This window comes from Acidovorax sp. FG60, assembly GCF_057808995.1.
Genome location: NZ_JBMDJC010000021.1, coordinates 81,667 through 101,064 on the forward strand (window position 1 = coordinate 81,667; position 19,398 = coordinate 101,064).

18 protein-coding genes and 1 pseudogene are annotated in these 19,398 nt (G+C 63.8%); 13 read left to right on the forward strand and 6 right to left on the reverse strand.

The genetic code is table 11. The annotated features are described in order from the left end of the window. Positions 1 to 2: 2 nt before the first annotated feature. Positions 3 to 638 carry a MarC family protein gene (locus ACODS0_RS23310; protein ID WP_055402029.1) on the reverse strand — a complete coding sequence of 212 codons (636 nt, stop codon included), beginning with the start codon at positions 636 to 638 and terminating at the stop codon, positions 3 to 5. A gap of 168 nt (positions 639 to 806) precedes the next feature. Then, positions 807 to 1,553 carry an SDR family oxidoreductase gene (locus tag ACODS0_RS23315; protein WP_121423008.1) on the reverse strand — a complete coding sequence of 249 codons (747 nt, stop codon included), beginning with the start codon at positions 1,551 to 1,553 and terminating at the stop codon, positions 807 to 809. A 115-nt stretch (positions 1,554 to 1,668) separates the two neighbouring features. Here ACODS0_RS23315 and ACODS0_RS23320 point away from each other — a divergent pair, with 115 nt between their 5' ends. Then, entirely contained in the window at positions 1,669 to 2,358 is a 690-nt protein-coding gene (locus ACODS0_RS23320; protein ID WP_055402028.1) for a dienelactone hydrolase family protein, read from the forward strand. Between the two features lie 152 nt (positions 2,359 to 2,510). After that, complete coding sequence (locus ACODS0_RS23325; RefSeq protein ID WP_488837454.1) at positions 2,511 to 3,449, forward strand: amidohydrolase; 939 nt, start codon at positions 2,511 to 2,513, stop codon at positions 3,447 to 3,449. Positions 3,450 to 3,487: 38 nt separating this feature from the next. On the opposite strand, the gene ACODS0_RS23330 is transcribed toward ACODS0_RS23325, so the two are convergent. Together ACODS0_RS23330 and ACODS0_RS23335 are read right to left on the reverse strand one after the other, a co-directional pair. Further along, complete coding sequence (locus ACODS0_RS23330) at positions 3,488 to 4,603, reverse strand: heavy metal sensor histidine kinase (RefSeq protein ID WP_488837456.1); 1,116 nt, start codon at positions 4,601 to 4,603, stop codon at positions 3,488 to 3,490. Positions 4,604 to 4,658: 55 nt separating this feature from the next. Beyond that, the gene (locus tag ACODS0_RS23335; protein ID WP_228897631.1) at positions 4,659 to 5,342 is read right to left on the reverse strand and encodes a heavy metal response regulator transcription factor; all 684 of its coding nucleotides are present in this window, start codon (positions 5,340 to 5,342) and stop codon (positions 4,659 to 4,661) included. A gap of 789 nt (positions 5,343 to 6,131) precedes the next feature. Between ACODS0_RS23335 and ACODS0_RS23340 the strand changes: the two genes are divergently transcribed. Together ACODS0_RS23340 and ACODS0_RS23345 are read left to right on the forward strand one after the other, a co-directional pair. Then, positions 6,132 to 7,145 (forward strand): porin, encoded by a 1,014-nt coding sequence (locus ACODS0_RS23340; protein ID WP_488837458.1) that lies wholly within the window; start codon positions 6,132 to 6,134, stop codon positions 7,143 to 7,145. Between the two features lie 273 nt (positions 7,146 to 7,418). After that, on the forward strand, positions 7,419 to 8,969 hold the full coding sequence (locus ACODS0_RS23345) for a tetratricopeptide repeat protein (protein ID WP_488837460.1): 1,551 nt from the start codon (positions 7,419 to 7,421) through the stop codon (positions 8,967 to 8,969). Between the two features lie 74 nt (positions 8,970 to 9,043). On the opposite strand, the gene ACODS0_RS23350 is transcribed toward ACODS0_RS23345, so the two are convergent. Together ACODS0_RS23350 and hemB are read right to left on the reverse strand one after the other, a co-directional pair. Then, positions 9,044 to 10,174 carry a magnesium transporter CorA family protein gene (locus ACODS0_RS23350; protein WP_121421994.1) on the reverse strand — a complete coding sequence of 377 codons (1,131 nt, stop codon included), beginning with the start codon at positions 10,172 to 10,174 and terminating at the stop codon, positions 9,044 to 9,046. A gap of 58 nt (positions 10,175 to 10,232) precedes the next feature. Further along, a complete protein-coding gene (hemB, locus tag ACODS0_RS23355) occupies positions 10,233 to 11,240 on the reverse strand; it encodes a porphobilinogen synthase (protein WP_488837462.1) in 1,008 nt (335 codons plus the stop codon). A 325-nt stretch (positions 11,241 to 11,565) separates the two neighbouring features. Here hemB and ACODS0_RS23360 point away from each other — a divergent pair, with 325 nt between their 5' ends. From ACODS0_RS23360 to ACODS0_RS23400, 9 genes and pseudogenes are all read left to right on the forward strand, one after another. Beyond that, positions 11,566 to 11,994, forward strand: coding sequence for a CopD family protein (locus ACODS0_RS23360; protein WP_121507830.1), 429 nt, complete (start codon positions 11,566 to 11,568; stop codon positions 11,992 to 11,994). 12 nt (positions 11,995 to 12,006) lie between these two features. After that, complete coding sequence (locus ACODS0_RS23365) at positions 12,007 to 13,104, forward strand: VanZ family protein (protein WP_176887946.1); 1,098 nt, start codon at positions 12,007 to 12,009, stop codon at positions 13,102 to 13,104. A 55-nt stretch (positions 13,105 to 13,159) separates the two neighbouring features. Further along, positions 13,160 to 13,519, forward strand: a complete 360-nt coding sequence (locus ACODS0_RS23370) for a (2Fe-2S) ferredoxin domain-containing protein (RefSeq protein ID WP_121421997.1) — start codon at positions 13,160 to 13,162, stop codon at positions 13,517 to 13,519. A gap of 98 nt (positions 13,520 to 13,617) precedes the next feature. Beyond that, on the forward strand, positions 13,618 to 14,271 hold the full coding sequence (locus ACODS0_RS23375) for an alpha/beta hydrolase (protein ID WP_121507827.1): 654 nt from the start codon (positions 13,618 to 13,620) through the stop codon (positions 14,269 to 14,271). Positions 14,272 to 14,390: 119 nt separating this feature from the next. Then, positions 14,391 to 15,560: a D-alanyl-D-alanine carboxypeptidase family protein gene (locus ACODS0_RS23380; protein WP_488837466.1), complete on the forward strand. Its 1,170-nt coding sequence runs from the start codon at positions 14,391 to 14,393 to the stop codon at positions 15,558 to 15,560. A gap of 259 nt (positions 15,561 to 15,819) precedes the next feature. Then, a complete protein-coding gene (gene rpsL / locus ACODS0_RS23385) occupies positions 15,820 to 16,197 on the forward strand; it encodes a 30S ribosomal protein S12 (protein ID WP_007851137.1) in 378 nt (125 codons plus the stop codon). 172 nt (positions 16,198 to 16,369) lie between these two features. Beyond that, positions 16,370 to 16,843, forward strand: a complete 474-nt coding sequence (gene rpsG, locus ACODS0_RS23390) for a 30S ribosomal protein S7 (protein WP_005798541.1) — start codon at positions 16,370 to 16,372, stop codon at positions 16,841 to 16,843. Positions 16,844 to 16,994: 151 nt separating this feature from the next. Next, on the forward strand, positions 16,995 to 19,097 hold the full coding sequence (gene fusA, locus ACODS0_RS23395; RefSeq protein WP_055401687.1) for an elongation factor G: 2,103 nt from the start codon (positions 16,995 to 16,997) through the stop codon (positions 19,095 to 19,097). 222 nt (positions 19,098 to 19,319) lie between these two features. Beyond that, a pseudogene (locus ACODS0_RS23400) lies at positions 19,320 to 19,398 on the forward strand (GTP-binding protein); the annotation flags it as partial.

A 19,398-nucleotide genomic window follows, 5' to 3' on the forward strand; every position in this document is an offset into this window, starting at 1 on the left:
GGTCAGCGTGCGACGAGGATGGGGAACAGCTTGCCCAGCCCGTCGGCCATCACTTCCACGGCCAGCGCAGCCAGAATGAGGCCCATCAGGCGGGTCATCACATTGATGCCGGTTTTGCCCAGCACGCGCGCAATGGGGTCGGCCAGCGCAAAGCAGACGGCCGTGGCTAGCGCGATGACCACGCCGTAGCCCACCAGCGCGGCGTGCTGCCAGAAGGTCTGTGCGCGGTCGGCGTAAATCACCACCGTGGACATGCTGGCTGGGCCGGTGAGCAGCGGGATGGTGAGCGGCACCACGGCAATGCTGCTGCCCGCTGCTGCCTTCTCGGCCCCTTCTTCGTACTCATTGGTGCTGGGCTTGGCCTCAGCGGGCTGGGCGTTGAGCATGTTCATCGCGCTGATGAGCAGCAGCATGCCGCCGCCCACCTGGAAGCTCTGCAGCGAGATGTTGAAGAAGTCGAGGATCTGCAGGCCCAGCAGCGCACAGGCTGCAATCACGCAGAACACGCTGAAGCTGGCCACCTGTATGGTGCGTCGCCGCTGCGGGTACGAAAAGCCCTGCGTGTAGTGGATGAAAAACGGCACGATGGCCAGCGGGTTCACGATGGCGAGCAGGGTGATGAGCGGTTTGAGATCCATACTAGTTTTCCGTTTTGAAGCTTGTCGCCCATAGATTTTCGACTTGGCGCTGTCGAGGCCAGTGCCCCCGCGCAAGGGCCGCCCCGCCGCGCTGGGGGCGTCCCCCTCCCGCTTCGCGCAGCGAAGCGAGAGAGGGGGAAGGCGCGAAGCGACTCAGGGGGTGCTTCATTACCTTCCTCCAGAGACTTCAAGCAATGACATGGTGGTGTAGGGCGACGCATCCGACATCAGCCATACGATGGCCTCGGCCACTTCTTCGGCCGTGCCGCCGCGTTGCATGGGCACCTGGTGGGCCAGGTCGCGCACGCGGTCGGGCAGGCCGCCGCTGGCGTGGATGTCGGTCTCGATCAGGCCCGGGCGCACGGCGTTCACACGGATGCCTTCTGCCGCCACCTCGCGTGCCAGGCCGATGGTGAAGGTGTCGATGGCGCCCTTGGCCGCCGCGTAGTCCACATACTGGTGGGCCGCGCCCAGCCGCGCGGCGGCGCTGGAGACGTTGACGATGCTGCCGCCCGCGCCGCCGTGGCGGGTGCTCATGCGGCGCACGGCCTCGCGGGCGCAGACAAAGCTGCCGATCACGTTGATATCGAACATGCGGCGCAGACGCGCCACGCTCATTTCGTCCACCCGCTGGGTGGTGTCCACCACGCCCGCGTTGTTCACCAGGGCGGTGATGCGCCCGAGTTGTGTATCCACGGTGGCAAACATGGCCAGCACCTGGGCCTCGTCGGCGACATCGGCCTGCACGGCCAGCGCGGTGCCGCCTGCGGCGCGGATCTGCTGCACCACTGCATCGGCGGCGGCCTGGTTGCCTTGGTAGTTCACCGCCACCGCCCAGCCCTGGCGCGCGGCCAGTTGGGCGGTGGCGGCGCCAATGCCTCGGCTGGCGCCGGTGATTAAGACGATCTTGTCCATGAAATCGGGGTCTCCTGCAAGAATGGCGCATTGGAACAGGTTCTGGGTGCTGCGGGCAGCGGTTTGCAGCAGGCACACCTCCACTCCGGCGCATTTTTATCAAGGAGATTGCAGCATGGGACAGTTTGTCGATCTGACTTCGGGTGACGGTTTTGTATTTCCGGCCTGGGTGGCCCAGCCCGATGCCGCACCGCGTGGCGCCGTGGTGGTGCTGCAGGAAATTTTTGGCGTGAACTCCCACATTCGCGCCGTGGCCGACCGCTTTGCGGCGCGTGGCTACCTGGCGGTGGCGCCTTCGACCTTCCACCGCGTGAAACCCGGCGTGGACCTGGGCTACACCGGCGACGACATGCAGGCTGGCATGGGCCTGAAAGCGGCGGTGGAGGCGCTGCCCGCCCCTGGCGTGATGCCCGACATCCAGGCCGCCATCGACTACGCCGCCGCGCAAAGCGGCCGCAAGGTGGGCATCGTGGGCTTTTGCTGGGGTGGGCTTCTCACTTGGCGTGCGGCCTGTACGCTTACCGGCCTGTCGGCCGCCGTGCCCTATTACGGTGGTGGCATGACCAGCCCTGACGAAGCTGCGCGCCAGCCGCGCGTGCCTGTGCTGGCTCACTTTGGCGAGCGCGATCACTGGATCCCCGTGGACAGCGTGCAGGCCTTTGCCCGCGCGCAGCCGGGAGCCGAGGTGCACATCTACGCCGCCGACCATGGCTTCAACTGCGACCAGCGCGGCAGCTACGACGAGCCTGCGGCCATGACGGCACGCGACCGCACCCTGGCGTTCTTCGACAAGCACCTCGCATGAATTGGAATCCCCCCTGAGTCGCTGCGCGCCTTCCCCCAGGGGGGGACGACGCCGTCGCTGCGGGGCGGCCCTTGCTTGGCGTCTCTGGCGGGGGCGCGCCCATTGCAGGCGCCAGGGCGCAGCGATGAACTGCTCAATGTTTGGAGGCCGCCATGGCGAGTTCGACGTATATCCAGGTTTTGAGGCAAATTTGGCCGCTACCGCTTGCCTGTAAATCGATAGCAGCTATTGTTTTAATAGCATTTGGATTTCAGACCCATGCGGCCGACTACACCGGCCCCCTGTTCGACGCGCACCTGCACTACAACGAGGAAGCGTGGGACGGCAAAACCGGCCCCCACCCGCCCGCCGATGTGCTGGCGCGCATGAAGGCCAGCGGCGTGCGTGCCATCGTTGCCAATTCGCGGCCCAACGCGGGTTCGCTCACGCTGGCGGGCCTGCCGCAGACGCGCGAGGCGGGCGTCACCGTCGTGCCCTTTGTGCGGCTGTACCGCAACCGGGCGGACTACACCGGCTGGTTTGCCGACGAGAGCATCTACACCATGGTGCAGACCGAGCTGGCGCGCGGCACGGCGGCCGGGCCCTACCGGGGCATTGGCGAGTTCCACCTGTACGACAGCGCCAATGCCGACGGCCCGGTCGCCAAAAAGCTCATGGTCCTGGCCGAAGAGCGTGACCTGGTGGTGCTGGCCCATGTGGACGATGTGGCCATCGACCTGCTGATGGCCCACACGCCGTCGAAGGGCCAGAAGGCGCGCCTGATCTGGGCCCACACCGGCATCGGCGGTACGCCCGTGGAGCGGGTGGATGCGCTGATGGCGCGCTACCCCGGCCTGGTGGGCGAACTCTCGTACCGCCCGGGCCTGGTCTGCGACGACAACCAGCTGTGCCCCGCCTGGCGTGCGCTGCTGCTCAAGTACCCCACGCGCTTCGTGATCGGCTCGGACACCTGGGTCAACCAGCGCTGGCAGCACTACGAAAGCCTGATGCAGGGCTACCGCCAGTGGCTAGGTGGATTGCCTACCGATGTGGCGCGCAAGGTGGCGTGGGACAACGGGGCGGGGTTGTTCGGCGTCCAGGCGCCGCGCTGATCTTGCGACCCAAGGTCCCCGCCCGATCGCACCCCGTGCTACCGGCTGATACGCCCGCGTGATGGCCCAGCCTCCGGTGCACGCGGCGGTGGTGGCGGGAACCACAGGGTGAACACCGTCGGATGGCCTGGGGCGCTGCGCACGTAGACCAAGCCTCCATGCAATTCCATGGTGCTTTTTACGATGGCCAGCCCCAGGCCAACGCCGGGCGCTTGTTCGTTGCTCGGACTTTCAACCCGGTATGCGCGTTCAAAAATCCTGGCCTGGTGCTTGAGGGCGATGGGTTCGCCCTCGTTAGAGACCGAAATATGGCAGCCGCCATTTGATGCCACCGATCCTGAGAGCACAACCGTGCTGCCTGGGCGGGCGTGGCGAATGGCATTGGTCAGCAGGTTGCCGGTGGCGCGGGTGAGCAGGGTGTCATCAGCCCAGACGTGGGCGCTCTGGTCTACCTGGAGCGCCAGCTCCAAACCCTGCTCCTGGGCGAGCAGTTCGAAGAAGGCTGCGATGGCCCCCAGCCGTTGCTCCAGCGGGATGAAGGTGGCATGAACGGCGCTTTGCTGGCTCTCGGCGCGCGCGAGGAACAGGATGTTCTCGATCATCCGCCCCATGCGCTCATACGTTGGAACGGCCGACTCGATCACCGCACGGTATTCGTCCGCACTGCGGGGACGGTCCAGCGTGACCTGCGCGACCATCAGGAGGCGGTGGATGGGAGTGCGCAGATCGTGCGCAATGTCGGATGACACACCCGACAGGCGGGTGAAGGAATCCTCCAGCCGGTCGAGCATGTGGTTGAACGCCCGGGCCACAGGTTCCAGCTCGGCAATGTTGTTCTCAGGTGCCAGCCGTTCGTGCAAGGCCTGGGCGCTGATGCGGTTGGCCGTGTTGGCCAGGCGGTGGGCCGAGGACAGGATGAGCTTGGCGGTGCACCATGCGAAGAGGCTCGCGGCCAGCGCGCCGACACCCAGCGTGATGGCAAACACACGCCATGAGCGCAGGGCAAAGGCATGGCCCCGCGCGTGCAAATCCTCTGCAGGGATATGGACCATGCCTCCGTTGCTGGCGAGCAGCGGCAGGAGGTCGTTGAAATCCTGGCCCAGCAGGTAGATCACCATCCAGAAGCTGGCCGTGATCAACAGCAGGGTGATCAAAGAAATCGCCAGCGCGATTTTCAGGGGCAGAGAGCGCCGCAGAATGGACCGCGCCTTAGGCGTTATGCCGGGGCTCAAGGACATAGCCGACACCCCTCACGGTGTGAATGAGTTTTTCGGCGAAGGGCTCGTCGATCTTGGCCCGCAGTCGGCGCACCGCCACATCGACCACATTGGTGTCACTGTCAAAGTGCATGTCCCACACGTTCTGCGCGATCAGGGTGCGCGATACGACCTGGCCGGCATGGCGGGCCAGATAGTCCAGGAGAACAAACTCCTGGGTGGTGAGATCAATGCGCAGCGCGCCCCGTTTGACGCGTCGGCGGGCGGTATCGACTTCCAGCTCGCCCACGCGCAGCACGCCCTCTGGTGCGGACATGGGTGCGCGGCGGCGCGCGACCACCTGGATGCGTGCCAGCAGTTCGGAAAACGCAAAGGGCTTGACCATGTAGTCGTCGGCACCCAGCAGCAGCCCCTTGACGCGGTCTTCGACCTCGTCGCGGCCCGATATGAAAAACACCGGTGTCTGTTGTTGTGTGCGAATGCCCTGCAGCACTTCCCAGCCACTGGCGCCGGGCAGCCCCACGTCCAGCAGGATGAGGTCGTAGTGCCCTGAGGTAGCCAGGTGCAGGCCTTCCACCCCGTCGAACGCCGTGTCTACGACATGGCCATGCTCGGTCAAGCCCTTGTACAGGTAAGCAGCGGTTGATCGTTCGTCTTCAATGGAAAGCAAGCGCATGTGACGAGATCCCAGCGGTTTCTCAAGGGACAAAAAGAAGGTGGAGTGCAGACGGATGGAGGGAAGCTGCGGATTGACTTTGGTGGATTGTTGAAGGTGCGTGTGGATTTGAGAAGCTTGCTGGATCGAAATGCACTGTTGCGAATTCACGAACAGTCGTGAGAGCTTGTGTGCGGTCTCGCGGGAGGATTGGTCTGGAGCGTGACCATGATCCTCGCGGATGCTTCGGGTGCGCCGTTTGCGCTAGGGATCCTCTGCACGAATCGAGCGGCAAGTGGGCGCTGCGGATCGGGATGGGCTGCAAGGCGCAAAACGCAGCAATAGCCGCAGCTATTGCGAGGTTTTGCAACGCCGCAGACCGCCCGAGACTGCAGCTGCACACGGCGCGGTGATTTGTGCAGAGGGTCCCTAGCCCTTGCGCAATCAGCGGTTGTGTCTCCTCACCCGATTTCGCGGCAACCTTTCGGGCCGTGGTGTTTGCAGCCGGTCTCTGCTTTTGCAGCGGTTTTGCAAGTCCAGGCTATCTATCTTTTGCACACCGTGTCTGGCGTACCCATCCCGCCAAACCGCTGTGTGCCTCCCGGGGATCGCCAACAGCCTTTCAGTTCGGAGGGAATGTGGCACCTGTGAAACGGCGTTGTCCCAAACCGAGGGGGGGGCGCATGCGTGTCCCCCGTGGTTGCGCTCTGCGGTCTGTGGGCACGAGGGTGCAGTGCCTACGCTTGCACCATGTCCTGCCAACAAGGCGTGGGACATGACTCCGATTGAACCCACTTAACAAGGATGACCATGAAAAAATTCGCCACATTGGCTGTGCTTGCAGCCATCAGCGCAACCTCTTATGCACAATCGTCTGTCACGCTGTTTGGCGTGGCCGACGTGGCGGTTCAGGTGGGCCGCGGCAGTGAGACGAACCGGACCAGCGTGGGCAGCGGTGGTCTGGCTTCCAACCGCCTCGGTTTCCGAGGTATTGAAGATCTTGGTGGTGGCATGAAGGCTGGCTTCTGGCTGGAAGCCGGTTACAACCTGGACGACGGTACAGGCGTCGGCAACACCTTCAACTTCAACCGTCGCTCGACCATCAGCCTGATGGATGACCGCTGGGGCGAAGTTCGCCTGGGCCGTGATTTCACTGCGACCTACAACAACATCTATGACGCATTCGGCGACAACGGCGTCGGCGCTCTTCTGAAGACGACTTCGCTGGGCAGCAACTACGGCTACGCCATGCAGACGCGTACCAGCAATTCCGTGTCGTACTTCACGCCCAGGAATCTGGGTGGGTTCTTTGGCCAGGTGCAGTACTACCGTGGCGAGGCCGCCAATGGCTCCAATGACGGCAATGGTTATGGGTTGCGCGCTGGCTATGAAAACGGCCCCCTCAATGTGGGCGTGAGCTACGGCTCGGTGTCCAGCCTTGGTGCGTATGGCGACGTGACGAATGCCAACATCGGAGGTTCTTACGATTTCGGTGTGGCCAAGCTGCTGGTTGAAGCTGGGCAGGATGAGTCCAAGGCCCGCGACGAGAAGGCTCGCCACTACATGATCGGCGCAACGGCTCCCGTGGGCAGCGTTGGTCTGGTCCGCGCTTCGTGGTCCCGCGTCAGCGTTCAGGACACCAATGTGCAGGCGAACAAGTTTGCCGTGGGGTACGTGCACAACCTGTCCAAGCGCACTGCCCTGTACACCACCTTCGCGTACCTGAAGAACAAGAACGGTTCTGCGCTTGCACTGAACGGTGCCAAGACCAGTGCAGGTGACAACTCCAAGGGCCTGGACTTCGGCCTGCGCCACACGTTCTAAGACCCCAGGCGGTCTTCCTCTTGCCCATTGCGATGGGCAATTGTCTCCAAGGTAAACGATTGGCCCGCATCCCCCAGGGGATGCGGGCCTTTTTGCGTGGGCCGCAGGCCGGCCAGGTGGTTCATTACAGAAATGTCATGTGCACGCAATCCCGCTGTCAGGCGTGCATTTCTATTCTTCAAACCTGTCCAAAGCAGGGGGTGTTTGCCAGTTTGCGTGCCAAAAACCGCTCAGGTGTGCCGCCCCCGCAACACATATTGAAGAGAGCCGAGCATGCGCAGACAAGACATTCAATTGCTGACCCTGGCCCGCCAGGGTGATCCCGCCGCCCGCAGCAAAGCGGGCCGACGTTACCTGGTGGGGGGCGACGGCTTCCCGCGCCATGTGGCCACGGGGATCGAGTACCTCTCACATCCCAGCGTTCGAGAGCTGCCAGAAACCGCGTGTGCCATTGCAGAGAGTTTGCCGCTGCAGGACTTGCTGGACCTGAAACAGGAAGATGCATTGCACAAGGCTGCCGCTGCGGGAAGCCCCTTGGCGCAGTTCAAGCTGGGCGTGTGGATGGCGTTGACGCGCAGCTCCGTCACGGCGGGGCAGTCGTGGCTGGAGACCGCCGCTGCAGCCGGGCACGTCGAGGCCTGCCAGGTCATGGCGGCCGTGGAGGGTGCACGCTCGGACCGCGCCCTCGAGGCGATGGTGGAATCGATCCAATCCAGCGCCGCAGTGGACGTGGTGCAGGTCGCGGTGATCGCTGCGCGCCAGGCGCGTGAAGAAGGGGGACTGGACCAGCTGGTCGATTGCCTGCGGGTGGCGCTGATGGTGGCGCCGCGCTTGACACACGCCCTGTCGGACCTGGTCGTGGCGGCGGTCTTGTGGGCCGAGCGCGAGAAACACTCCTTGCGCGGGCTGGCACCTGACCAGATTGAGGCCAGCCTGGAGCTGGCTGTCGTACGCGGGGATCGGGACGCTGCGTGCCTGCTGGGCCGTGCGCGTTGCGGAATTGACAGCGGCACGCTGGCGCCAGCGCGGCTGGCCACGTCGCTGAACCTGCGCAAAGGCGTGGCCTTGTTGTTGCGCGCTGCGGACGCGGGCCGGGACGATGCATGGCTTGCCCTGTACGCAACGCATGCAGACCACCGCTCGTCGGTATCCAACCCGCAGATGGCCCGCTTCTTCCTGGAGAAAGCGGCAATGGCCGGGCAGTCCGAGGCGCAGCGCAAGCTGGGGGCTTTGATACTGCGCGCGTCGAACTCGGTGGTGGAGTCGGAGCAGGCCATTGCGTGGCTGCATGCCGCTGCCAACCAGGGCGATGCGCACGCGCAGCGCCTGTTGGGCTCACTGGTACTGCCGCTGCAGGGGAGTGAATCCGTGGCGCGCGAGGCGATTGAGCAAGTGCGTCAAGCCGATCCCTGGCTGGCCGTGCGGCTGGCGCTGGCGCGCGACTTCGGTTTGACCAAGCTGGAAGCCTTGAGTGTCGACCCTGTCGAGGGCCGTCGGCCCTGGGGGTTGCTGGTGGGGCAAAACCCGTTTATCGCGCAGGCCCGTTTGTCCGCACCGCGTGCCGTGCCGGCATTGACGCCCCTGGCGCTGCAGAACCTGGCGCGCGCGGCAGCATTGTTCGAACAATCGCGCGGTGACGGCAATGCCTTTGAGGGGGATCTGCGCCGCCGCTCGGTGCGCCAGCGGCGGGTATTTGAACGCCTCCATTTGTCCGAAGACCTCTTTTTTGCTACCGCTTCCTCGCGCAGGCTGGAGGCCTTCCGTCTGGGGCCGAAATGGGCTTTTCGCGCACGACAACCACTGGCCCTGGCGTTGGCGGGTTGACGGCTGCGTGGACTCTGGTGCGAAGAATGTCTGACTGGGAGAGCTTCGTCAGCTGAGTGCCTTCGCGAGCACGGTCACCTCGTCCTCGCCAGATACCGCTTGCGCCAGAACAGCATCACCAGCGACAGGGCGATGAAGACCATCGAGCCCAACGCCCACCAGAACCCATCGGCCTTGTGGATGAGCGGCAAGAACTCAAAGTTCATGCCGAAGATGCCCGCTATCAGATTGAGCGGCAGGAACACGGCGGTGAGCGCCGTGAGCGTGCGCATGATGTCGTTGGTGCGGTTGCTCTGCACGCTGAAATGCATCTGCACGGCGGTTTCGGTGCTCTGCTCCAGCCGCCGCACGTGGTGCACCACGCGCTCGATGTGCTCCAGCACGTCGCGGCTGCGCACCTTGAGCAGGTCCAGCTCGCGCAGGCCAGCCGGGGTGTCGGGCAAGGCCCAGGTTTCCAGCGCATCGATCCAGTCCTGCACGGCGGTGCGCTGGTCTTCGCAGATCTCGTCGAGCTTGTGCAGGGCCAGCCGTGCTTCCAGCAGCGAACTCCAGTTCACATACCGCGCCCGGGGCTTGAGCAGCTCGTTTTGCCAGTGGTCGAGCTGGCGCGTGAGTTCGCGGCGCAGGTCCAGATAGCGGTCCACCATCATGTTCACCACGCGCAGCATCAGGTCGGCCGGGCTGGCGGGAACGCGGGCGCCGGGCACGGGGCTGCTGCGGCCTTCGGTGCCGTTGCTGGTGGGTAGCGATGCCAGCAGACGGGCCGCATAGGCGTCGCGCACTGCGCAGTCTGCGGGGTGTACGGTCAGCAGCAGCTGGTCGAACACCGCAAACCCCACCGGGCTGGTGTCGATGCGGCGCAGCACCGGTGGGCCGCTGCGTTTGAGTGGGCTGGCGGGGCTATCACCTTCCACGGGCGAGTCGACGGTGTCGCCCTGCGCGGTGGCCAGGCGGCGAAACACCAGCAGGTCATATTGCGAGGTGTAGTCGTAGTGCGAGGGCAGCTGCGCGTTGAGCAGGTCGGACACGTGCAGGTCCACCAGCTGCAGCCCCACCAGGGTTTGCAGGCGTGCCTGGATCTCGGCCAGCCGCGCCTGGAAGGCGGGGCGCCCGCAGGCGATCCAGACAAAACCCTGGGCGGGCATCTGAGCGGGCAACGCGGTCAGCTCCTGCACGCCGCCGTTGTGGATGTGGAAGATGCGCATGAACCCGGTTTTGAATGAAAAGTGCCTCTAGCGCTTGTCCATAAAGCGCTAGTAGCTATTATTTTGTTAGCAAGCGAGCCGCGTCGCGCGCAAAGTAGGTCAGCACGCCATCGGCACCGGCGCGCTTGAAGGCCTGCAGGCTTTCCATCATCACGGCGTCGTGGTCCAGCCAGCCATTGGCGGCAGCGGCCTTGATCATGGCGTACTCGCCGCTGACCTGGTAGGCGAAGGTGGGCACCTTGAACTCGTCCTTCACCCGGCGCACGATGTCCAGGTACGGCATGCCGGGCTTGACCATCACCATGTCCGCGCCTTCGGCGATGTCGATGGCCACCTCGCGCAGGGCCTCGTCGCTGTTGCCGGGGTCCATCTGGTACACATTCTTGTCGGCCTTGCCCAGGGCGCCACGCGTGCCCACGGCGTCGCGAAAGGGGCCGTAGAAGGCGCTGGCGTACTTGGCGCTGTAGGCCATGATGCGGGTGTGGATATGGCCCTGCACCTCCAGCGCCTCGCGGATGGCGCCGATGCGCCCGTCCATCATGTCGCTGGGCGCGACGATGTCCACACCCGCCTCGGCGTGCGTGAGCGCCTGGCCGGTGAGGATCTCCACCGTCTCGTCATTGATGATGTAGCCGGTCTGGTCCAGCACGCCGTCCTGGCCGTGGCTGGTGTACGGGTCCAGTGCCACGTCGGTCATCACGCCCAGGCCGGGGAATTCCTTCTTCAGCGCCCGCACCACGCGTGGGATCAGGCCGTCGGGGTTCAGGGCCTCTTTGCCGTCGGGCGTCTTGAGCGACGGGTCGATCGCCGGGAACAGCGCCAGAACCGGAATGCCCAGCTTCACGCAGTCTTCGGCCACGGGCAGCAGCAGGTCCAGGCTCAGGCGGTCCACGCCGGGCATGGAGGTCACTGCCTCGCGGCGCTGGCTGCCTTCATGCACAAACACGGGGTAGATCAGGTCGTGCGGCGTCACAGCGTTTTCGCGCACCAGGTTGCGGGTAAAAGCATCGCGGCGCAGGCGGCGCGGGCGGTTCTGGGGGAAGGGAGCGGGGCTTTGGAGGTGCATCGCGAGATTATCTCCCTGAGCCGCTGCGCGGCTCCCTCGGGGGACGCATCCCTGGACCGGCGAAGCTGGATCCACGGGTCCACTGGCATGGGGCGCGCCGGTTTCAAACACCATGGCGACGCCTTCTCACCTTGGAAATGCCGCTTGTAACACCCGATGCCCGGTGCTAAATTGGCGCCGGGCGGCTTGCCGCCCCCCGCTTTCCCTCCCTGAGCGGGGCCTCGGGTTGCAGCGATGCAAAACAGGCTTTCCCGGCCCGGCGGATTTGCCGGGCTTTTTTTTGGTGCGGCCTCGTGTGGCCCGCACGGGCCCTTAAACTGCCTCCATGCTCTGGGTCAAAGCCTTTCACATCGTCTTCGTGGCCAGCTGGTTTGCTGGCCTTTTCTATCTACCGCGCATCTTCGTCAATCTGGCGATGGTGGCGCCGGGCTCAGCCGCCGAGCGCGACCGCCTGCTGCTCATGGCACGCAAGCTTTTGCGCTTTACCACGCTGCTGGCCGTGCCTGCGCTGGCGCTGGGCCTGTGGCTGTGGATGGGTTACGGCATCGGCTGGGGCCCCGGCAATGGCTGGATGCACGCCAAGCTTGCGGTGGTGCTGCTGGTGATCGGCTACCACCACGCCTGCAGCGTGGTGCTGCGCAAGCTGGCCGACGGCACCAGCCGCAGGAGCCATGTGTGGTTCCGCTGGTTCAACGAGGCTCCCGTGCTGATGCTGGTGGCCGCCGTCGTGCTGGTAGTGGTCAAGCCGTTCTAGGCCCGCACGCAGGTGCCCAAGACCTCCGCCTGGCCTCTCGCGCTGATCTATACAGCGCTCATCGTCTTTGCCAGCCTGTTCCCGTTTGACGGCTGGCGCGCCCAGGGCATTGACCCCCTGGTCTTCCTGCTGGCGCCGCTGCCCCCGCCGTACTGGACGGGTTTTGACATCGCCACCAATGTGGTGGGGTATGCCCCGCTGGGTTTTCTGCTGGTGCTGGCCATGCTGCGCTCGGGCTGGGGGCGGGGCGCGGTGCTGCTGGCCACGCTGGTGGGCATGCTGCTGTCACTGGCCATGGAGTTCCTGCAAATCTACCTGCCCCGTCGTGTGCCCTCCAATCTGGACTTGCTGCTCAACGCGGCGGGCACCCTGGCGGGGGCGCTGAGCGCCGCGCTGCTGGAGCGCCTGGGCGCCATCGACCGCTGGAGCGATTTCAAGGGCCGCTGGTTCGTGCAGGACGCCAGCGGCGCCATCGTCCTACTGGCGTTGTGGCCGCTGGCGCTGCTGTTCCCGGCGGCGGTGCCGTTCGGGCTGGGGCAGGTGCTGGAGCGGCTGGAAGCGGCGCTCATCGAGGTGCTGGCCGACACCCCGTTTCTGGACTGGCTGCCGCTGCGCGAGGCTGCGCTCGACCCGCTCTCGCCCAGTGGGGAGCTGCTGTGTGTGACGCTGGGCCTGCTGGCCCCGTGCCTGCTGGGCTACTGCGTGATCCGCCATGTGGGGCGGCGGGCGCTGTTTGCCCTGGGTGTGGTGGCCGTGGGCGTCACGCTCACTGCGCTGTCGGCCGCCCTGAGCTGGGGTCCCGTGCATGCCTGGGAATGGATGGGCCTGCCCACGCGCGTGGGCGTGTGGGGCGCGCTGGCGCTGGCGGTACTGCTGCTGGCCTTGCCTCGGCGTGCCTGCGCTGCCGTGCTGCTGGTGGCCCTGGTCTGGCACCTGGCGCTGCTCAACCAGGCGCCCACCAGCGCCTACTTTGCGCAGACGCTGCAGATCTGGGAGCAGGGCCGGTTCATCCGCTTTTACGGCCTGGGCCAGTGGCTGGGGTGGCTGTGGCCCTACGCTACGTTGATCTACGTGGTGTTTCGGGTGTCGCGCAAGGAAGGCTCCTCCTGAGTCGCATTCGGCGCAGCGCCGACATCGTGGACGCGTGGGTTCGTAAAATGCAGCCATGAGCGACACCACCCCCGCACCGGCCGCAGCGCCCGGCTACTACCAGCGCCACATCTTCTTCTGCCTGAACGAACGCACCAATGGTGAGGACAGCTGCGCCCACCACAACGCCCAGGCGGGTTTTGACCGCTGCAAGGCCCAGGTGAAGGCTGCAGGCCTGGCGGGGGCCGGCAAGGTGCGCGTGAACAAGGCCGGCTGCCTGGACCGCTGCGCGGGCGGCCCTGTCGCGGTGGTCTACCCCGAGGGCACCTGGTACACCTATGTGGACGCGGCTGACATTGACGAGATCGTCGAATCGCACCTGAAAAACGGCCAGGTGGTGGAGCGCCTGGTCACGCCGGCGGAACTTGGCCGCTGAATGCGCCTCCATCCGTCTCTTCGATCCATTTTTGAATTATTTTGGCTGCTAGCGCTTATCCATCAAGCGCAAGCAGCTATTAATTTGGTAGTAAATCCGTGAATGCCCAGACCGAACGCCTGACCCTATCCGGCCCCGCAGGCGCCATCGAGGCCGTGCGTGACGCTGCCGCGCTGGCCGACGGTGCTGCTGCGCCCCGTGGCGTGGCCATCATTGCCCACCCCCATCCGCTGTTTGGCGGCACCATGGACAACAAGGTGGTGCAGACGCTGGCGCGCGCCTTTGTGCAGTGTGGCTGGACAGCCGTGCGTTTCAATTTTCGCGGCGTGGGCGGCACCGAAGGCGTGTACGACGAAGGCCAGGGCGAGCTGCAGGACCTGCTGGCAGTGGTGGAGCAGGTGGCGCCCGTTGCCGCTGGTCAGCGGATTGCGCTGGCGGGATTCTCGTTTGGAGCATTTGTCACCAGCCATGCGCTGGCCGCCCTCTGGCCGCAGGGTCGCGTGGACCAGGCAGTGCTGGTGGGCACGGCAGCCAGCCGTTTTGCCGTTGCCCCGGTGCCGCCCGATGCCCATCTGCGCACCCTGGTCGTGCACGGCGAGCACGACGACACTGTGCCGCTGGCCGCTGTGATGGACTGGGCGCGGCCCCAGATACTGCCTGTCACAGTCATTCCCGCAGGGGGGCATTTCTTTCACGGACAATTGCCGCTTCTGAAAAATCTGGTGGTGCGCCACCTGCAATCGCGAGGCTGAGCCACTCAAGCCTGCGTCTGACTTTGGGTTGGCTTCAACCCGCCCCTCCTGGTCGCCTCCCAGCAGTTTCTGCTGTTTCTTTTTCCTCTTTTCCGAGCCTTTCCAGCCCCTTATTGCCCATGAAACGAATCCTGTCCGCGCTGCGATCCCTGGCCGTCTTTGCTGCCGTGGCCCCTGCCGCTTTCGGCGCCTATGCCCAGGCGCCCCAGCCTCCTGAAATTGCTGCGCGCACTTATATGCTGGTGGACGTCACGGCCAACCAGGTGCTGGCCGCCAAGGACATTGACGCGCCGGTGGAGCAGGCTTCGCTCACCAAACTCATGACGGGCTATCTGGTGTTTGACGCGCTGCGCGCCAAGAAGGTAACGCTGGACCAGAAGTTGCCCGTGAGCGTGCGTGCCTGGAAGATGCCCGGCTCGCGCATGTTCATCGACCCCAAGATGCAGGTGCCGGTGGAAGACCTCATCAAGGGCATGATCGTCCAGTCCGGCAACGATGCCACGGTAGCGCTGGCCGAGGGCGTTGGCGGCACGTACGAAAACTTCGTCAAGCTCATGAACGACCAGGCCAAGGCCCTGGGCATGAGCGGTACCAGCTACAAGAACCCCGAAGGCCTGACCGAGCCCGGCCACCTCACCACGGCGCGCGACCTGTCCGTTCTCGCCACGCGCCTGATGAAGGATTTCCCGGAGTACATGCACTACTACTCCACCAAGCAGTACAGCTACCCCGGCACGCCTGCATCGAACGGCAGCAATCGCAATTCCCTGCTGTTCCGCGATCCGACCGTGGACGGCCTCAAGACCGGCCACACCGCAGCCGCAGGCTACTGCCTCGTGGCAACGTCCAAGCGTGAATTCCCCGGCGTGGGCCAGCGCCGCCTGCTGTCTATCGTGCTCGGTGCCGCCAGCGAAAATGCGCGCGCCAACGAAAGCCAGAAGTTGCTGAACTGGGGCTATACCGCGTTTGAAGCCGTCAAGCTGTTTGACGCCGGCAAGCCCGTCGCCACGCCCGCTGTCTGGAAGGGCACGGAAAACACCCTCAAGATCGGCCGCGATGAGGCCATCGTGGTGACCGTGCCCGCAGGCAGTGCAGGCAAGATCACCACCCAGATTGCGCGCCCCGACCCGCTGGTTGCTCCGTTCACCAAGGGGCAGTCTGTGGGCGCCCTGAAGGTACTCCTGGGCGAACAGGCTGTGGCGGAAGTGCCGCTGGTCGCGCTGGAAGGCGTGGAACAGGCAGGCATCCTGGGCCGTGCATGGGATGCCATCCGGCTCTGGATAAAGTAGCAGGAACATCCCCCTCAGGCGCTGCCGCGTCTTCACCCCCTTCCCGAACAGCGTAGCCATTCGGGAAGGGGGTATCGCCAGCGCGGCGGTTCTGGCTTGCCGCGCGCTTTCGGCGGCTTTTGGTCTCCATCTTGAGCCTGGGTTTCCGAGGAAAACCGCGTAGCGCTTGCCCGTTCAAGGCCTTGCTGCTACATTAGAAGGCTTTTCGGAAATTCCGAAGGGTTTCACGTTTTCGTTTTTTACGTTTAGGGACGTATTCATGCCAACCATCAATCAACTAGTCCGTCAGGGGCGCGAGGTCGAAAAGATCAAGTCCAAGAGCCCTGCGATGGAAAACTCTCCCCAGCGCCGCGGCGTGTGCACCCGTGTGTACACCACGACGCCTAAGAAGCCTAACTCCGCTCTGCGTAAGGTTGCCAAGGTGCGCCTGACCAACGGTTTTGAGGTCATTTCCTACATCGGCGGTGAAGGCCACAACCTGCAAGAACACAGCGTGGTGCTGGTTCGTGGCGGTCGTGTCAAGGACTTGCCCGGTGTGCGTTACCACATCGTGCGTGGTTCGCTCGACTTGCAAGGCGTGAAAGACCGCAAGCAGTCGCGCTCCAAGTACGGTGCCAAGAAGCCCAAGGCCAAGTAAGCCCTGCGCTTTTGCACAAAAGAATTTTCGGTGCTGTCTCCCGCGTGGCGCGGTGAAGCAGCGTAGTGGCCCCAAACGCAGGTGTTCTGCGCGGGTCGAGTAAGTGGGAGTCCTTGATTGGCTCTCTCGGTGTCTGAAAAGATGCCAACTGAAGCAAAGATAGAGGTAAAAAATGCCACGTCGTCGCGAAGTCCCCAAACGTGAAATCCTGCCGGATCCCAAGTTCGGCAATGTAGAGCTGTCCAAATTCATGAACGTGATCATGGAAGGCGGCAAAAAGGCGGTTGCAGAGCGCATCATTTATGGCGCCCTGGAACTGATCGAGAAGAAGCACCCTGACAAGGACCCGCTGGAAGCCTTCACTGTTGCCATCAACAACGTGAAGCCCATGGTCGAAGTGAAGTCCCGCCGCGTGGGCGGTGCCAACTACCAGGTGCCTGTGGAAGTGCGCCCTGTCCGTCGTCTGGCTCTGTCCATGCGCTGGATTAAGGAAGCCGCCCGCAAGCGCGGTGAGAAGTCGATGGCCCAACGCCTGGCCAACGAACTGCTGGAAGCCACCGAAGGCCGTGGCGGCGCCATGAAGAAGCGTGACGAAGTGCACCGCATGGCCGAAGCCAACAAGGCATTCAGCCACTTCCGCTTCTAAATCGACGAACTGCCCTCGTCGCCAAGCGCAAGGCTGCCGGCAATTTTGCCTGCAGCCTTGTGGCGATTGAGGTGGTCACAAAATTGACGGGTCGCAGCGCCACAATGCTGGGCCCTTCCCCTGAATAACACGACCCATCCAAGGATCCACCATGGCTCGCAAGACTCCCATCGAGCGCTACCGCAATATCGGTATCTCGGCCCACATTGACGCTGGCAAGACCACGACCACCGAACGTATCCTGTTCTACACGGGCGTGAGCCACAAGATTGGCGAAGTGCACGACGGCGCTGCCACCATGGACTGGATGGAGCAGGAACAAGAGCGCGGCATCACGATCACCTCGGCTGCCACGACCTGCTTCTGGAAGGGCATGGACAACTCCTACGAGGAGCACCGCTTCAACATCATCGACACCCCCGGTCACGTGGACTTCACGATCGAAGTGGAACGTTCGATGCGCGTGCTTGACGGCGCCTGCATGGTGTACTGCGCCGTGGGTGGCGTGCAGCCCCAGTCGGAAACCGTCTGGCGCCAAGCCAACAAGTACAAGGTGCCTCGCCTGGCCTTCGTGAACAAGATGGACCGTACCGGTGCCAACTTCTTCAAGGTCTACGAGCAGATGAAGCTGCGCCTGAAGGCCAACCCTGTGCCCGTGGTGATCCCAATCGGCGCCGAAGACAAGTTCACCGGCGTGGTCGATCTGCTGAAGATGAAGGCCATTCTGTGGGATGAAGCCTCGCAGGGCATGAAGTTCACCTACGAAGAAATTCCAGCCGACCTGGTCGCATCTGCCAAGGAATGGCGCGAGAAGATGGTGGAAGCCGCTGCCGAAGCCTCCGAAGAGCTGATGAACAAGTACCTGGAAGAGGGCGACCTCTCCGAAGCTGAAATCAAGTTCGGCCTGCGCACGCGCACCATCGCCACGGAAATCCACCCGATGCTGTGCGGCACTGCGTTCAAGAACAAGGGTGTGCAGCGCATGCTGGACGCCGTGATCGACTACCTGCCGGCACCGACGGACATCCCTGACGTGACGGGTACCGATGAAGACGAAAACCCCGTCACCCGCAAGGCGGACGACAGCGAGAAGTTCTCGGCCCTGGCATTCAAGCTGATGACCGACCCGTTCGTGGGCCAGCTGACCTTCGTGCGTGTGTACTCCGGCGTTTTGAGCAAGGGCGATACCGTCTACAACCCCATCAAGGGCAAGAAGGAACGTATCGGCCGTATCGTGCAGATGCACGCCAACGAGCGCCAGGAAGTCGAAGAAATCCGTGCCGGCGACATCGCTGCCTGCGTGGGCCTGAAGGACGTGACGACCGGTGAAACGCTGAGCGACATCGACTCCCAGATCATTCTGGAGCGCATGGTGTTCCCTGAGCCTGTAATCACCCAGGCCGTGGAACCCAAGACCAAGGCTGACCAGGAAAAGATGGGCATCGCACTGCAGCGCTTGGCTGCAGAAGATCCATCCTTCCGCGTGAAGACCGACGAGGAATCGGGCCAGACGCTGATCGCCGGTATGGGCGAGTTGCATCTGGAAATCATCGTGGACCGCATGAAGCGTGAATTCGGCGTGGAAGCCAACGTGGGCAAGCCTCAGGTTGCCTACCGCGAAACCATCCGCAAGACGGTGGAAGAAGCCGAAGGCAAGTTCGTGCGCCAGTCCGGCGGTAAGGGCCAGTACGGTCACGTCGTGCTCAAGATCGAACCTAACGAAGCCGGCAAGGGCATCGAGTTCGTCGACGCGATCAAGGGTGGTGTGGTTCCTCGCGAATTCATCCCGGCCGTGGAAAAGGGTATCAACGAAGCCGTGACGCAAGGCGTGCTGGCTGGCTACCCCGTGGTGGACGTCAAGGTCACGCTGCACTTCGGTTCGTACCACGATGTGGACTCGAACGAACTGGCGTTCAAGATGGCTGCCATCTTCGGCTTCAAGGAAGGCTGCCGCAAGGCCGGCCCGGTCATTCTGGAACCCATGATGGCCGTGGAAGTGGAAACGCCGGAAGACTACGCTGGTACCGTGATGGGTGACCTGTCCTCCCGCCGTGGCATGGTCCAGGGCATGGACGACATCCCGGGCGGTGGCAAGGCCATCCGCGCTGAAGTGCCGCTGTCCGAAATGTTCGGCTACTCGACCTCGTTGCGCTCCGCGACGCAAGGCCGCGCCACGTACTCGATGGAATTCAAGCACTACAGCGAAGCACCGCGCAATGTGTCTGAAGCCATCATGGCTGCACGCGCCAAGTAAGCGCGTCGAGTGAAAGGTCTGCCCTGGGCAGGTCTTTCCTCTTTGTTTTTGAGTCAGATTGGCTGCTAGCGCTTGTCTATAAAGTGCTAGCAGCTATTGAAACAGTAGCAAAATTCTTGCAATCTGCGACCCGGTGCCGTCCTGTTGCCCTGTGCGGGACGAACCAGCAATCGGGTGCAGACGTTAAACCCCAACACAGGCATTGCTCTTTGGAGATTCAAAATGGCAAAAGGTAAATTCGAACGGACCAAGCCTCACGTCAACGTGGGCACAATCGGCCACGTGGACCATGGCAAGACGA